The 16,246-nt window shown below is 44.5% G+C and carries 13 protein-coding genes; 10 read left to right on the forward strand and 3 right to left on the reverse strand.

From position 1 onward, the window contains the following. The first annotated feature begins 8 nt into the window (after nucleotides 1–8). The 10 genes from cpsG (at nucleotide 9) to gndA (ending at nucleotide 13,464) form a co-directional block, all read left to right on the forward strand. A complete protein-coding gene (cpsG, locus tag ACR8BN_RS06930; protein WP_434747442.1) occupies nucleotides 9–1,394 on the forward strand; it encodes a phosphomannomutase CpsG in 1,386 nt (461 codons plus the stop codon). Beyond that, the gene (locus ACR8BN_RS06935) at nucleotides 1,391–2,185 is read left to right on the forward strand and encodes an ABC transporter permease (protein WP_434747443.1); all 795 of its coding nucleotides are present in this window, start codon (nucleotides 1,391–1,393) and stop codon (nucleotides 2,183–2,185) included. Before cpsG ends, ACR8BN_RS06935 begins: the two co-directional genes overlap by 4 nt. Further along, on the forward strand, nucleotides 2,185–3,417 hold the full coding sequence (locus ACR8BN_RS06940; RefSeq protein WP_434747444.1) for an ABC transporter ATP-binding protein: 1,233 nt from the start codon (nucleotides 2,185–2,187) through the stop codon (nucleotides 3,415–3,417). The genes ACR8BN_RS06935 and ACR8BN_RS06940 overlap by 1 nt, the downstream gene beginning before the upstream one ends. Next, nucleotides 3,404–4,588 (forward strand): FkbM family methyltransferase, encoded by a 1,185-nt coding sequence (locus ACR8BN_RS06945; protein WP_434747445.1) that lies wholly within the window; start codon nucleotides 3,404–3,406, stop codon nucleotides 4,586–4,588. Before ACR8BN_RS06940 ends, ACR8BN_RS06945 begins: the two co-directional genes overlap by 14 nt. 2 nt (nucleotides 4,589–4,590) lie before the next feature. Then, nucleotides 4,591–7,707, forward strand: coding sequence for a glycosyltransferase (locus ACR8BN_RS06950; protein WP_434747446.1), 3,117 nt, complete (start codon nucleotides 4,591–4,593; stop codon nucleotides 7,705–7,707). A 16-nt stretch (nucleotides 7,708–7,723) separates the two neighbouring features. Continuing rightward, the gene (gene gmd / locus ACR8BN_RS06955; RefSeq protein WP_434747447.1) at nucleotides 7,724–8,764 is read left to right on the forward strand and encodes a GDP-mannose 4,6-dehydratase; all 1,041 of its coding nucleotides are present in this window, start codon (nucleotides 7,724–7,726) and stop codon (nucleotides 8,762–8,764) included. A 1-nt stretch (nucleotide 8,765) separates the two neighbouring features. Then, nucleotides 8,766–9,668: a GDP-mannose 4,6-dehydratase gene (locus tag ACR8BN_RS06960; protein ID WP_434747448.1), complete on the forward strand. Its 903-nt coding sequence runs from the start codon at nucleotides 8,766–8,768 to the stop codon at nucleotides 9,666–9,668. Then, the gene (locus tag ACR8BN_RS06965; RefSeq protein WP_434747449.1) at nucleotides 9,644–10,807 is read left to right on the forward strand and encodes a glycosyltransferase family 4 protein; all 1,164 of its coding nucleotides are present in this window, start codon (nucleotides 9,644–9,646) and stop codon (nucleotides 10,805–10,807) included. Before ACR8BN_RS06960 ends, ACR8BN_RS06965 begins: the two co-directional genes overlap by 25 nt. After that, nucleotides 10,804–11,919 (forward strand): glycosyltransferase family 4 protein, encoded by a 1,116-nt coding sequence (locus ACR8BN_RS06970; RefSeq protein WP_434747450.1) that lies wholly within the window; start codon nucleotides 10,804–10,806, stop codon nucleotides 11,917–11,919. The genes ACR8BN_RS06965 and ACR8BN_RS06970 overlap by 4 nt, the downstream gene beginning before the upstream one ends. Before the next feature lie 135 nt (nucleotides 11,920–12,054). Next, nucleotides 12,055–13,464, forward strand: a complete 1,410-nt coding sequence (gene gndA / locus ACR8BN_RS06975) for an NADP-dependent phosphogluconate dehydrogenase (RefSeq protein WP_010248093.1) — start codon at nucleotides 12,055–12,057, stop codon at nucleotides 13,462–13,464. Between the two features lie 35 nt (nucleotides 13,465–13,499). On the opposite strand, the gene ACR8BN_RS06980 is transcribed toward gndA, so the two are convergent. From ACR8BN_RS06980 to ACR8BN_RS06990, 3 genes are all read right to left on the reverse strand, one after another. Then, the gene (locus ACR8BN_RS06980; protein ID WP_109650772.1) at nucleotides 13,500–14,798 is read right to left on the reverse strand and encodes a succinylglutamate desuccinylase/aspartoacylase family protein; all 1,299 of its coding nucleotides are present in this window, start codon (nucleotides 14,796–14,798) and stop codon (nucleotides 13,500–13,502) included. 106 nt (nucleotides 14,799–14,904) lie between these two features. Next, entirely contained in the window at nucleotides 14,905–15,696 is a 792-nt protein-coding gene (locus ACR8BN_RS06985; RefSeq protein WP_434747451.1) for an ABC transporter substrate-binding protein, read from the reverse strand. Between the two features lie 66 nt (nucleotides 15,697–15,762). After that, a complete protein-coding gene (locus tag ACR8BN_RS06990) occupies nucleotides 15,763–16,239 on the reverse strand; it encodes a YbaK/prolyl-tRNA synthetase associated domain-containing protein (protein ID WP_062758012.1) in 477 nt (158 codons plus the stop codon). Between the last annotated feature and the right edge of the window lie 7 nt (nucleotides 16,240–16,246).

A 16,246-nucleotide genomic window follows, 5' to 3' on the forward strand; every position in this document is an offset into this window, starting at 1 on the left:
ACAACATCATGGCAGCACTGACCTGTTTTAAAGCTTATGACATCCGTGGCGAGTTAGGCACTGAACTGAATGAAGATATTGCCTACCGCATTGGTCGCGCCTATGGCGAATTTGTCCGGCCAAAAACAATTGTGGTGGGCGGCGATGTCCGACTGACCAGCGAGTCGTTAAAGCTGGCACTGGCTAATGGACTGCGGGATGCGGGCACTGACGTGCTCGATATCGGTATGAGCGGAACAGAAGAGATCTATTTTGCCACGTTTCATTTAGGCATTGATGGCGGCATTGAAGTCACTGCCAGCCATAACCCGATGAACTACAACGGCATGAAACTGGTACGCGAAGGTGCACGCCCGGTCAGCGGTGACACCGGTCTGCGTGACGTTCAGCGTCTGGCGGAAGCCAATGATTTTGCTCCGGTAGAAGAGGGCAAACGCGGCAGCTATAACCAGATTTCTGTACTGGATGCCTATGTCGATCATCTGATGAGCTACATCGACCTGAATAATTTCACCAAACCGATGAAGTTGGTGATCAATTCAGGAAATGGTGCTGCGGGTCATATCATCGATGAGATTGAAAAACGCTTTAAGCAGGCCAATGCGCCGGTGTCGTTTATCAAAGTGCATCATGAAGCAGACGGCAACTTTCCGAATGGCATTCCGAATCCGCTGCTTCCAGAGTGTCGTAAAGACACCTCTGATGCGGTTCGTGAGCATCAGGCGAATATGGGTATCGCTTTTGACGGTGATTTTGACCGCTGTTTCCTTTTCGATGAGAATGCAGATTTCATTGAAGGCTATTACATTGTGGGTCTTCTCGCGGAAGCATTTCTGCAAAAAGAGCCGGGTGCCAAAATCATCCACGATCCAAGACTTACCTGGAACACTATTGATGTTGTTACCAAAGCCGGTGGCGTACCTGTGATGTCAAAAACGGGCCATGCGTTTATTAAAGAGCGTATGCGCGAGGAAGATGCTATCTACGGCGGCGAGATGAGTGCGCATCACTACTTCCGTGATTTTGCCTACTGTGATAGCGGCATGATCCCATGGCTGTTAGTGGCAGAACTGCTGGCGGTGAAAGGTGAGACATTGTCTAAAATGGTTTCAGCACGGGTTGAGGCGTTTCCTTGTAGCGGTGAGATTAATTACAAAGTTGCTGACGCAAAGCGCATTTTACAAGACATCAATTCTCGCTATGCAGGTCAGGCATTAATGGCAGATAACACGGATGGGTTGAGTATATCTTTTTCTGAATGGCGGATGAATGTCAGAACATCTAATACAGAGCCATTACTCAGGTTGAATGTAGAATCCAAGAGCAATACTGCTCTTATCTCAACGATCGTCACACAGCTTGAAGAAATCATAAAAGCTGAGGGATTAGTATGACCGGACTATTTAGATCCATAGTACAGTATAGAGGTTTTATTTATGGCAATATTAAGCGAGAGTTTCAAACGAAATATCAAAACTCTCTACTGGGTGCTGCCTGGAACATTATAAATCCACTATCAATGATTGTCGTCTATACGTTGATTTTTTCTCAAATTATGAGAGCAAAACTCCCGGGTGTAGACAATGCATTTGCGTATAGCATTTACTTGTGTGCAGGTACATTTACATGGAGTATTTTCAACGAAATAGTTTCGAGAAGTCAGAACGTCTTTATAGATAATGCAAACATCATTAAGAAGATAAACTTTCCCAGAATATGCCTTCCAGTAACATTAATATGTAATGCTTTAGTTAATTTCGGGATAATTTTCTTTTTGTTTACTATTTTTCTTATTTTATCGGGATCATTCCCAGGTATCGTTTACTTTGAAATATTCCCTGTTCTGGCCGTGGCAATTATTTTTGCCATCGGTTTAGGAATGGTTGTTGGTGTTCTGAATGTATTCTTTCGCGATGTCGGTCAAACAGTAACGATTTTCATGCAGTTCTGGTTTTGGTTCACACCAATAGTTTATCCAATCAATATTATACCGGAAAAGTTTCAAGATTTAGTAAAGTTAAACCCGATGGCAGCAATTATTGAAGGCAGCCATAACATCCTCGTTCAAGGCAAAAGCCCAGACTGGCCTTCACTCCTCCCCAGTTTAATTATTGGAATATTGCTCATGGGATTAGGTATGCGATTATTTCGTAAAAACGTCGGCGAAATGGTGGATGAATTATAATGGGCTCAATTGTTGTCAGTAATGTAGGTAAGTCTTACAAAAAATACTCTAGCCGTTGGGGGCGACTTGCTGAATGGTTTATACCAGGTATCGGAAAAAAACACGACTTAAAGTGGGTTATTCATGATATTAGTTTTACCGTTAATCCGGGCGAAGCTGTTGGTATCATCGGTATCAATGGAGCGGGTAAAAGTACGCTCCTCAAAATGATTACAGGTACCACAATTCCCTCAAAGGGAATGATCAATTTGAAGGGGAGAGTTGCAGCACTACTGGAATTGGGAATGGGTTTTCATCCTGATTTTACAGGCAGACAAAACGTCTTTATGTCAGGGCAATTGCTAGGCTATTCAGTACAAGAGTTGCATCAGCTTATGCCTGACATTGAAAGCTTTGCCGAGATAGGTGATTACATCGATCAACCTGTGCGTGTCTATTCAAGTGGTATGCAAATGCGATTAGCTTTTAGCGTAGCTACTGCTGTAAGACCAGATATATTGATTGTAGATGAGGCTTTGTCCGTTGGTGATAGCTATTTTCAACATAAAAGCTTTGACCGCATTAGAAATTATGCTCGTCAGGGAACCACTTTACTGATTGTCTCGCATGATAAGGCGGCTATTCAAAGTATCTGTGATAGGGCTATCTTGCTTAATGAGGGGCGTAAAGAGTTTGAAGGTAATCCAGAAGCAGTAATGGATTACTATAATGCACTTCTTGCCGATAAAGAAAAAAGATCTATACAGCAAAAGGTAACTGATGACGGAAAAATACAGACTGTATCAGGAACTGGCGAAGCGAATGTTATAGCAACAGAAATTTATGACAAAAAGGGTGAGCTATCTGAACATCTGAATGTCGGTGAAGACGCAACCTTGTTAATTCGTGTTAGAATTAATCAAGATCTCCCTCGACTCGTTGTTGGTTACTCTTTTAAAGACCGATTAGGTCAGGTTATTTATGGTACTAACACTTTATTAAAAGACCGCGTAATACTTGATGTAAAAAAAGACGAAATTTATGATTTCGAATTTAAATTCAGTATGAACATCGGTGTTGGAAGTTACTCTGTTCAGACAGCGCTAGTGAGTTCAGAAACACACCTGGTTGATAATTACGAGTGGCGTGATTTAGCGCTGGTTTTTAATGTAATTAATGCACACAAAGAACAATTTGCAGGTGTTGCCTGGATCGACCCTGACATAGAGATTAAGAAAAATGAAATTTATTAGTTATGCTCAAAATTTCGAAGATTTAATTTTATGGAGAGCCTTAAAGCATATTGATAAAGGCTTTTATGTCGATGTGGGTGCTGCCTGGCCTGAAGAAGATTCTGTTACGAAATTCTTTTATGATTCCGGATGGAGAGGAATCAATATTGAACCTAATCCTGAATTCTATTCACGTTATGTAAACGAACGTCCTGAAGATCTAAACTTACAGCTTGCAATTTCTGATCAACAGGGTGAAGGGATAATGAACTTCATCAGTGATACTGGGCTATCGACATTAAGCAATGATGTAAGCCATGACCATGAGGGAAAAGGTTACATTTCGGCACAAGATAAAGTAAATATCACTACCTTAAATTTTATATTCGATGAGTATATACCTGACAATCGAGATGTTCATTTCCTAAAGATTGATGTTGAAGGATTTGAAAGTAGCGTTATTAAAGGCTGTGACTGGAATAAAAATCGTCCTTGGATTATTATCGTTGAAGCAACGATCCCGATGTCGCAAGAAAAAAACCATCAGCAGTGGGAGTCTTTGATCACCTCATGCAATTATGATTTTGTATATGATGACGGTCTAAACAGATTTTATCTTGCAAAAGAACATCAAGATTTAGCTATTCATTTTTCAAATCCACCAAATGTTTTTGACTCATTCGTTCTTTTTTCTGAATATAAAAAGGAACTTAAGATTCAAGATCGTGATAGTGAAATAACCAGGCTATCAAAGGAAATAAAATCACTGAAAAAGAGTGAGAAGAGGCTGCAAAAGAAAGTTGATGAAAATCATCATGAAAACTGGGCGTTACGTCATCATATAGCACTCATGCATCAAAGCACCTCATGGAAAATGACAAGGCCAATGAGGGGGGCAAAAGTATATTCTATTAAGCTGTATAAATTTATTAAATATTTTAATAAAAAAGAATCACCAAAAGCATTGATTAGATTTTTGATGCTTGAGCTTAACCGCTTCCCGAAAATTAAAGCTTACCTGAGAGAACTGGTTGTTAAAACGGGTTTATCTAATCATATTGCCCGATTCTTTTATGAAAGTGCACCTGCGCCGGTGATCCATACACCGAATTCATATTCAAAAAAAGCGAGAGTTATCAGTACCAGAATTCGTTTTCAAAAGATTACCCACAAAGATACTGATAAGGAATAATTATGCGTATTGTTATAGATATGCAAGGATGGCAATCAGCGAGTAGAAATCGTGGTATTGGACGCTATACGCTATCTTTAGTTAGAGCTATGGTTGAATCGAAGGACCGGCATGAGTATATTTTACTTTTTAACGGCGCTTTTGATGATTCATTTCAAGAGTTCCAACGGATATTTAATCTTGATGGTATCAAAGTTAAGTTCTGGTATCCCTTGATACCGACCTCTTATCTATTGTCAGAGAATGACGATAACAGGATGATATCAGAGAAAATATATAAAGATTTTGTAAGCTCATTAAATCCTGACTTTTTATTAATCACCAGTATATTTGAAGGGCTGGGCGATAATACTATTAGCTATTTAGATGGAAGTGAATCATTTAAGACAGGTGTGATTTTATATGATCTGATTCCGCTTATTTATCCTGAGAAGTATCTAAGTAACAATATTTTGAAAGGATGGTATGAAAATAAGCTTGATTACTTAAAAAGATCCAACTATCTCTTTAGTATATCTGAGTCTGCTGGTTCTGAAGCAATAAAATATCTTGACTGGGATCCTGCGTTTGTAAAAAACATCTCTACAGCTGCGGACGAAAAATTTAAGGTAACTCATTATAAGAGTGAGGACACCAAAGCCGTTTTAAATAAGTATTTCATTAAAAATGACTTTTTAATGTATACGGGAGGATGGGACTTTAGAAAAAACCTTCACGCATTAATTGACAGTTATGCTTTACTACCAAAATCACTCAGGGTCAAGCATCAACTTGTTATTGTGTGTTCCATTCCTGCTGCTGATAAAACGGCCTTAAGATCGCATGCAATTTCAAAAGGCATAGCTGACGATGAATTCGTACTTACTGGTTATGTTTCTGATGAAGAACTATTGATGTTTTACAATTTATGCCATGCTTTTGTATTCCCATCTTGGCATGAGGGCTTTGGCCTTCCAGTTCTTGAAGCAATGCAGTGTGGTAAGCCTGTCATTGTCAGTAATGTCTCAAGTCTTCCAGAGGTATTAGATTATGAAGAAGCGCAATTTGATCCTCATAACCTACTTGAGATAGCTGAGAAGTTAAAAATGGTATTATGTGACAATGATTTTCGTGCGAAAATCATTGCCCACTCAGAAAAGCAGGTGAAAAAGTTTAGTTGGAACATTTCTGCTAAAAAGCTGTTAGATTCTATGGAGATGGCTCATTCTAAAGATTATAGCTATCCTTTAAAGAAATCGAATTTGAATAAAGCTAAGCCTAAATTAGCTTTCATCTCCCCGCTGCCACCAGAGAAAAGTGGGATAGGATCCTATAGTGCAGAGTTAATTCCTGAGCTAAGTAAATTTTATGATATTGATTTAGTGACAAATAGCGATGCTGTTTTGCAGCAAAAAAAATTATTTCACTGCCACTGTGTCGATATTGAAGATTTTAAAAGTAATTATAGTAAATACGACAGGGTGTTATATCAGGTAGGCAATTCAAGCTTTCATGCCCATATGTACCCGTTGGTGAAAACGCATCCAGGGGTAACTGTGCTACATGATTTCTTCCTGTCGGGAGGTGTTCATTGGGCTACGGTACATGATTCAGACGGCGATTCATTTAATGACAAATTATATGAGTCGCATGGATATCGAGCCGTTATGTATAATAACAAGCAGATTAATAATGAAAAAGGAATGAACAAATACCCGTGTAATCTTCCTGTCTTGGAAAATTCACACGCTATTATTTTTCATTCAAAATATTCAGCTAATCTCAGTCATAAATGGTATCGTCATCTGGACCGTAGCAAGTTTGAGTTTATCCCACATCTGCGTACCCCACCGGTAAGTAATGATAAAGATGTGGCAAGAAAAGCATTGAATATTAATTCAAATGATCTTGTTATTATATCTTTAGGGTTTACTTCACTCTCTAAACAGAGTCATAGAATAATTGAAGCATTTGATAAGATTTACGCAGAGAATAACAACGCAAAACTCGTTTTTGTAGGGGATAACTCTGAAGAAAGTGATTATGGGATAAAAATACGTTCCATGATTGAAAGTTCACCTGCAAAAAATGCGATCAGCATTACTGGTTGGGTAAATGATCAGGAATACGTTAAATGGTTATCTGCAGCGGATATAGGAATACAGTTACGCGCTATTTCAAGGGGTGAAACTTCAGGAACTGTGCTCGACTGCATGAATTATGGACTTGCCACAATAGTTAATGCTAATGGAAGTATGGCTGAGTTAGATAATGAAGCTGTTTTTCTTCTTCCCGATGAATTTACTAATGATGAACTAGTGAGCGCTTTGAACTTACTCCTGACAGATTCTGTTCATCGTGAGAAGTTGATTGATCGTGCTCGATATATTATTGATAATCAGCACTCACCTGAAAAATGTGCTCAGATGTATTTTAATGCCATTGAAAAAGCTTACAGCACTACTGATTTCACCAGGAATATATTGTCTGATTCTGAAGTGGTTGATGCATTAAGTAATGAATCAATTGATCGGTTTTCTCAGGCTATTGCTGATACGGCTACTTTGAACTCTGGACATAAGCTATTTATTGATGTCAGCGCTTATTTAAATCAATCAATTGACCCAATGGTTTTGACACTCATTCACCAGCTACTTATTGATGTGCCAGATGACGTACATGTTGAGCCTGTACATTATAGTAAGGCTGATAGAAGACTTGTGCTTTCACAATCTTTCACCAGCGGGATCTTGCCACTAAAAGGAATGTCTTTATCTGACGACGTTCTTGATGTCTCTAACAAAGGAACATATTTTATTTTTAATCCTGGGCTAGAACAGCTGCGTGAGACTAAAGAGCTTTATTGCCGTGCCTCGACTGAAAATAATGTGAAGCATATTTTCCATACGGGTGATTACTGGCTCCTCATTAAACAAGCCGAAGAAAAAGGATTAAATAGCGAGGAGTTGTTTACTGACCTCCTCAATCCACAAGATGTCATTATTCTTGATTCAACGGGGTCCGAAAGAGTTGAATTGCTCAACTATGCTAATTTTACTGAGAAAAAACGCTTCTCATTTTTGACTACGAAAGATTTCATCAATACGCTTGTTTCATTCGATTCTTCAAAACAGAATTAATTTTAAGGATTTTTGCATGTCTAACAAAGTTGCTGTAATCACCGGTATCACTGGCCAAGATGGTGCCTATCTCGCTGAGCTTTTGCTCAATAAAGGTTACAAAGTCTTTGGCACCTATCGTCGTACAAGTTCAGTAAACTTCTGGCGTATTGAAGAGTTAGGAATTAAACAAAATCCTAATCTTCACCTGGTCGAATATGATCTGACTGATCTGTCATCAAGCATTCGTTTACTTCAGGAAAGCAAAGCGACCGAAGTCTACAACCTTGCGGCTCAGAGCTTTGTAGGTGTTTCTTTCGACCAGCCGCTGACCACCGCTGAAATTACCGGTATTGGTCCGGTAAACCTGTTAGAAGCTATTCGCATCGTTAACCCTAAAATTCGTTTCTATCAGGCGTCTACTTCAGAGATGTTTGGTAAAGTGCAGGCTATTCCGCAGAAAGAGGATACACCTTTCTATCCGCGTAGCCCGTATGGCGTTGCAAAATTGTATGCCCACTGGATGACCATTAACTACCGTGAGAGCTACAACATCTTCGCATCAAGCGGCATTCTGTTTAACCACGAATCACCACTGCGTGGACAGGAATTTGTGACCCGTAAGATCACCGATTCAGTAGCCAAAATTAAGCTCGGTAAGCTGGATGTGCTTGAGTTAGGTAACATGGACGCCAAGCGTGACTGGGGCTTTGCTAAGGAATATGTTGAAGGCATGTGGCGTATGCTGCAGGCTGATGAGCCAGATACATTTGTCCTGGCAACCAACCGCACTGAAACAGTCCGTGACTTCGTTTCAATGGCGTTCAAAGCAGCTGGCATTGAGTTGCGCTTTGAAGGCAAAGATGACCAGGAAGTTGCAATCGACGTAGCCACTAATAAAGTGGTGGTTAAGGTCAATCCTAAGTTCTATCGTCCTGCTGAAGTAGAATTACTGATTGGTAATCCACAGCGTGCGAAAGATATTCTGGGCTGGGAACCAAAAACCACGCTCGAAGAATTGTGTGCAATGATGGTAGAAGAAGATCTGCGCCGCAATAAACAAGGGTTCTCCTTCTGATATGACTAATGGCAAAAAAGCATTGATCACTGGGATCAAGGGCTTTACCGGCCAATATATGGCAGCGGATTTATCCGCTGCCGGATATGAAGTTTATGGTTTCGGTTCAACTCCCGCCCAGAATTCCTCACGCTATTTTCAGGTTGATCTTACCAATGCAGCGCAGGTAAAAAATGCTGTAGACAGCATTCAGCCTGACGTCGTTGTTCATCTTGCAGCCATCGCTTTTGTGGGTCATGCTGACCCGAATGCGTTCTATAGTGTAAACCTTTGCGGTACGCGTAATCTGTTACAGGCTCTTAGCGAATCAGCAAAAATGCCGGATGCAGTTTTGATCGCCAGCAGTGCTAATGTTTACGGTAATAACACACCAGGAAAATTAGCAGAGTCGATTCCTGCCAGACCTGCAAATGACTATGCGGTAAGCAAGCTGGCCATGGAGTATATGACCAGTCTGTTTTACGAAAAATTGCCAATTATTATTACTCGCCCGTTTAATTACACAGGCGTCGGTCAGGCAGAAAATTTCCTGATCCCGAAAATCGTCAAACATTTTCGTGAGAGAAAAGATGTCATTGAGTTGGGCAACATTGATGTATGGCGTGATTTTTCTGATGTGCGTGACGTTGTTAAAAGCTACTCAGCGTTACTTCACTCCCGCTCATCTGGTCAGACTGTCAATGTCGCTTCAGGTAAAATGCACTCATTGAGGGAAGTCGTTGATCTCTGCCAGTCCCTGACAGGCCATGATATTAAGATTGAAGTTAATCCTGATTTTGTCCGGCCTAATGAAATCAAAGAACTTTGTGGCGATATCACTTTGCTCAGTAGCTTAGTCGGTGATAATTCGTCTAAAATTCCTCTTAGAGATACCCTGAAATGGATGCTGGAAGCAGAGCAATAAACGTCGTTTACTCTTCGGACTGTATTAAATATCCTTTAACTGGTATTGGCCGTTATGCGTTTGAGCTTGCTAAACAGCTTCAGGAAAGAGAAAACGTCGCGCTGACGTTTCTTCATGGCACAAAGACTCGCGACTCATTAGTAGTCGCGAGTGAGTCTGCTCAGTCGGTTCAAACACTAAAGCGTAAGTTACAAAAAAGCAAAACCGTAAGTGAATTATATCGCCTGACTTTTCCGGTAATGAAGATGATGGCGTTGAGAAAATTTAAGAGTCATATATTTCATAGCCCAAACTATTACTTACCTCCTCGCGTGAACCACTGTGTTGCCACATTCCATGACCTGTCGGTTTTTCATTGGCCGCAGTTTCATCCTGCTGGCCGTGTTCACCTGATGCAAAAAGAGTTAAGAAATACCGTCTCGCGCGCATCAATGTTGATCACTGATTCTCATTACACAAAGAATGAGTTAAAAGAGTTCTTTGGTATTGAAGATAATAAAATTGCCGTAGCCCCTCTTGCCTGCAATGAACAGTTTCATCCTCGTGATGAAGCAGAGACACTTCAGGTGCTTGAAAAGTATAATCTGAAGTGGCGACGTTTCTTTTTTTATACCGGCACCATTGAACCAAGAAAGAACATACTGACGCTGCTGCAGGCCTATGATCGTCTGCCTGCACAAGAAAAGTCTGCCTTCCCGTTGGTTGTTAGTGGGTATAAAGGTTGGGAAAATGAGGCACTCTTCAAGCTTTTTGATAAGGGCGAAAGAGAAGGGTGGTTAAAATATTTAGGTTTTGTACCCGGGAAAGATCTGCCACTTTTATTCAGTGCTGCAACGAGTTTTGTTTTCCCTTCAATCTATGAAGGTTTCGGTTTGCCAGTACTTGAAGCAATGGCATCAGGAACGCCTGTGATTTGTTCAAATGCAACGTCGCTTCCGGAAGTCGCTGGGGAGGCAGCATTAATGCATGAACCTCAGGATGTTCATGCTTTGACAAATTACATCCAGATGATGATTGAAAACGCAGATGAAAAGCGCCGTATGATAAATACGGGATTGGCGCGTGCCCGCGAATTTTCATGGTCACTGTGTGCGGATAAAACCATTGAAGCTTATGAGCAGGTCGCAAAATATATATGATTAAAGTTCTACACTGTTACAAAACCTACTATCCTGATACTTTTGGCGGCATCGAACAGGTTATTTATCAGCTTGCAGAGGGTGGTTTTAAATCAGGCATTGAGTCTGTTGTTTTTACGCATAGTCCTCAATTTGAAAATAAAAAAAACAGCCTGGATAACCATCAGATTCATCGGGTCAAAACGCAGTGTGAGTTTGCCTCAACACCATTCTCTTATTCAGCCATAAAAGAATTCAGAGAACTTGCTCAGGATGCGGACATTATCCATTACCATTTCCCCTACCCATTTATGGACTTTATGCATTTTGCTGCAGGCATAAAAAAGCCATCGGTGGTGAGTTACCATTCTGATATCGTCAAGCAGAAGGTGTTGTTAAAGCTCTATACCCCATTAATGAATCGCTTTCTTTCCAGCGTTGATCGCATTGTTGCTGCTTCGCCAAACTATGTTGAAAGCAGTCCTGTATTGCAGCAGTTCAAAGATAAAGTTGAAGTTATCCCTTACGGTCTTGATAAACAGTTTTATCAAAATAATGATCCCGCCGTTCTGCAAAAATGGCATGCAAGATTTCCGGATGGCTTCTTCCTGTTCATTGGAACGTTCCGTTACTACAAAGGTCTGCATATCTTAATCGAAGCGGCAAAAAACAGCCATTATCCCATCGTCGTAGTGGGGGCAGGACCGATTGAGGCTGAGCTGAAAGCACAGGCACAGCACTTAGGCGTGGACAATATCCATTTCCTGGGTGCGCTGGAGGACAGTGAAAAATCTGCCTTGCTGCAGTTGTGTACGTGTCTGGTTTTTCCGTCTCATTTACGTTCCGAAGCTTTTGGTATCTCTTTGCTCGAAGGAGCCCTCTATTCAAAACCGCTGATCTCCAGCGAGATTGGCACCGGAACAACCTTTATCAATATCGATCGGGTCACCGGATTAGTCGTCCCTCCATCCGATCCTGCGGCATTAAGAAAGGCGATGGATGAAATATGGCAGAATCCCGACCTGGCAACGACCTATGGTGCCGCTGCGCTGGCGCGCTTTGAATCGCTTTTCACGGCAGATAAAATGATTCAAAGCTATACAAAGCTTTATAAATCCTTGTTAAGTGTGTGAATTTTTTTCAGATAATTTCATCCACGCGACCGCACCATTCATTACCTTTAATCCACTATCCTGAGTTAACATACTGATCACTTACAAAGTGGTGTTACGGGTAACACCATGCGAGACCACAGACAGGAGTACGTAATGTCCAAGCAACAGATCGGCGTTGTAGGTATGGCAGTGATGGGCCGCAACCTGGCTCTTAACATTGAGAGCCGCGGTTACACTGTTTCAATCTTCAACCGTTCACGCGAAAAGACTGATGAAGTCATCGCCGAGAACCAGGGCAAGAAACTTGCTCCTTTTTACACCGTTGAAGAGTTTGTCGAATCGCTGGAAAAACCTCGTCGTATCCTGCTGATGGTTCAGGCGGGTGAAGCGACCGATAAGACTATCGCCTCCCTGACTCCACACCTGGATAAAGGCGACATTCTGATCGATGGCGGTAACACCTTCTATAAAGATACCATCCGTCGTAACAAAGAGCTTTCTGACCAGGGCTTCAACTTCATCGGTACCGGTGTTTCCGGTGGTGAAGAGGGCGCACTGAAAGGCCCATCTATCATGCCTGGCGGTCAGAAAGAAGCCTACGAGCTGGTTGCACCGATTCTGGATAAAATTGCTGCGCGTGCAGAAGATGGCGAAGCCTGTGTGGCTTACATCGGTCCGGACGGCGCGGGCCACTACGTGAAGATGGTTCACAACGGCATCGAGTATGGCGACATGCAGCTGATCGCTGAAGCCTATGCTCTGCTGAAAGGCGCGCTGGGTCTGAACAACGAAGAGCTGGCTGAGACCTTCACTGAGTGGAACAACGGCGAACTGAGCAGCTACCTTATCGACATCACCAAAGATATCTTCACCAAGAAAGATGAAGAAGGTAAATACCTGGTTGATGTGATTCTGGATGAAGCAGCGAACAAAGGCACCGGTAAATGGACCAGCCAGAGCTCACTGGATCTCGGCGAACCTCTGTCACTGATCACTGAATCTGTATTCGCTCGTTACCTCTCCTCGCTGAAAACCCAGCGTGTGGCAGCCTCTAAAGTACTGAGCGGTCCACAGGCGAAGGCCTTCACCGGTGACAAAGCGGAGTTCATCGAGAAAGTTCGTCGCGCTCTGTATCTGGGTAAAATCGTTTCTTATGCTCAGGGCTTCTCACAGTTGCGTGCCGCGTCAGAAGAGAACAACTGGGATCTGCATTACGGTGAAATCGCGAAGATCTTCCGCGCTGGCTGCATTATCCGTGCCCAGTTCCTGCAGAAGATTACTGATGCATACGCAGAAGATGCAGGCATCGCTAACCTGCTGCTGGCTCCGTACTTCAAAGATATCGCCGATCAGTATCAGCAGGCGCTGCGTGATGTGGTTTCCTACGCGATTCAGAACGGTATCCCGACGCCAACCTTCTCTGCGGCGATCGCTTACTACGACAGCTACCGTTCAGAAGTGCTGCCTGCTAACCTGATTCAGGCGCAGCGTGACTACTTCGGCGCGCATACCTACAAGCGCATTGATAAAGACGGTGTGTTCCACACCGAGTGGTTAGATTAATCACTAAAAAGGGCTTCCTTCGGGAAGCCCTTTTTTTACCCCACCAGTAAATCCCCGCTCCGAATCTCTCGCTCACCTGCCAGCCTCACCACCAGCATGCCTGCCGTCGCAAATTTAGCCCAGTGTCTCGCATAGAGAATACCGCCATGTTCCGCCACCAGCGGCGTGATCTGGTCGGTTATCGGATCAACAATCTCTGCCAGCACTTCTCCCGGCCGAATCTTTGCGCCCAGCGGTTTACGGTGCAGGATCAGACCGGATACCGGTGAGTGAATGTATTCACAGCCCGCTAACGGCGTAGGTGGATTTTTCAGGGCAGGGGAGGCCGCCGCCGATCCTTCACTGTGACGCTCTTTGATTACACCAGCTTCTCCAGGTGCTTCAGCGATATCTGGCACGTTTAACCCAATCGGCCCGTCATTGATTGCCACGATATCGTCACCGCCCGCGCTCGCCGGGACCAGCTCATCGCCGCCAATCACGGGTGCCGCCACCTCTACGGAAATCGCAGGCTCGCTGTAGCCGATATAACCGCCTTCCTGCAACGCTGAAATAATCGCCTCCGCGTCTTTCTCCGCCTGTTCAGGCGACACATCACGTACACCGCGCAACTCCAGCGTCACCGGCAGCAATCCGCGTGGCATTGGGTAATCTTTGCCAAACCGTTCCGCCAGCGTCAGCCAGGGTTCGCAACAGGCTTCATCAAACGGCTCACCGCCAGAGATCTGCGCCAGCAACTGCACCTCACTGCCTAACCAGCGCGCCAGCGGCTCAATGTCCGGCCAGGCGTGCGGCGTGGTATAGAGGTGCGGCACGGCTTCCCAGTCACAGTGCAGGTCAATCATCAGATCGGCCTGACTGGCCATCCGCATCAGTGTATGGCGTTGCGCATCCAGCTCGGTTTTTGGCACGGTATCGCGATAGTGACGATCAATCGCCTCGCGGATCAGGCTCCGGTTCTGCGATTCACTTTGAGTCAGACTGTCAGCCAGCCCGGCCGCCAGGGTAGTGCCCAGTGACGGGAAACGGCGGTTGAAGTCCTGGCCGGAGAGCGTATGGAATCGGCCCAGATGGGTGCCATGCCAGTGCTGTCCCAGCGCCAGCGGATTAGCAACCGGCACCAGGGTAAAAGCGGCTTTAAGTTGACCGGCGGACTCCAGCGCCTGTAGTCGCTGCTTTAAAAACCACGCCACTGCCATACCGGGCAGTTCGTCGCCATGCAGCGCAGCCTGGATATAGACCTGACGCTCGTTGTCTTCCGCGAAATGGAAACTGATGATTTCACGCTGGGTGCCTAAAGAGGCGCTTAACAGTGGATGATGTTGTTGATGCATACCGTGTTAATGTCCTTTAATCGGCAAAGGACGACAGCGCGTCGTCCTGAAAAAGTTAAAGTATAGTGCCGGATCGCGTTGAGGACGAAAAAGGGCGACCGCGAGGTTACTGCTGGATAGAGATATCCGTAGCAAAATAGCGCTTCTGAATCTGGTCAAACGTACCGTTCTTTTTGATTTCGACGAAGGCGTTATCCAGTGCGGTTTTCAGCTCGGTATCACCTTTACGCAGGCCAATCGCCGTGCCGGGGCCGATGATCGGATCCTGAATAATCGGGCCGGCCAGTTCAAAATCTTTGCCTTGCGGATGCTTCAGGAAGCCGATGGCAGCCTGTGCCGCATCGGTGAATACCGCATCCAGTCGGCCTGAAACCAGATCGCTTTCAACCTGTGCCTGATCGCCATAAGGCACCACGCTCACACCGTGAGGCTGCCACTTCGCCAGCGCATAGCGCTCCTGAACCGTTCCCTGTTCTACGCCGACCGTTTTTCCTTTCAGGGACTCAGCGGTGGGCAATATGCCAGCACCTTTACGGGCAATCAGCTGAGTGTGGGTATCATAGAGCGGCGCGGTGAAATCAATCTGCTTCAGGCGCTCTTCGGTAATGCCCATGTCGGAGAGAATGGCATCAAATTTACGCGCTTTAAGGGCCGGGATCATGCCGTCAAACTGGCTTTCGACCCAGACACATTTTGCCTGCATCTGAGTACAGAGCGCATTGCCCAGATCAATATCAAAGCCGACCAGCTTGCCCTGTGGCGTTTTCGATTCGAATGGCGGATAGGTCGGATCGACCGCGAAACGCACCTGTTCGATTTTTGCCTGCGCGCCAAAAGCGCAGCCTGCCATAACGGCCACAGCCAGCGTCTGACGCAGGCGTTGAGTGAAAATGTTCATGATTTTGCTCTTATTCTGTCGTGATGAGTGATTATGCAGAGTATCGCCGGGCTGCCGGGATGGCAATTACTGCGTAATCTTCACCACGTCAGCCGCGCATAACGCGCGATAATCTTCGGTATTCAGGATCACTGAGCGTTCCAGCAGACCGGCGTTAAAGGCGATCTCCGGATAACGTTCAAACAGCGCGGGGTCAACAACCAGTCTGAGGTCGGGATGAAAGCTGAACGGTGGAATCGCCCCGAATACGCAGCCGGTCAGCAGATCGGTTTCTGCCGGACTGGCGAGTGAGGCGCGTCTTCCTCCTACTGCTGCCGCGACTCTGCCCAGATCGGCCTGATGATCGGCAGGTAAAACCGCCAGCACATGCTGTTTAACGCCGTTGCCTTTCACATGACAGACCAGCGCTTTAGCACCCTGGCCGATTTCGGTGCCGCGTATCGCCGCGACGGCTTCACATTTACCGGTTGCCTCATGCTCCATCAGGCGATAGCGTGCCTGGTGCTGGTCGAGCAGGGCGATTAATTTCTCATGGGTGGTCACGGTTCTC

The organism is Pantoea sp. Lu_F5_004 (genome assembly GCF_051136245.1).
GTDB lineage: Bacteria > Pseudomonadota > Gammaproteobacteria > Enterobacterales > Enterobacteriaceae > Pantoea > Pantoea agglomerans.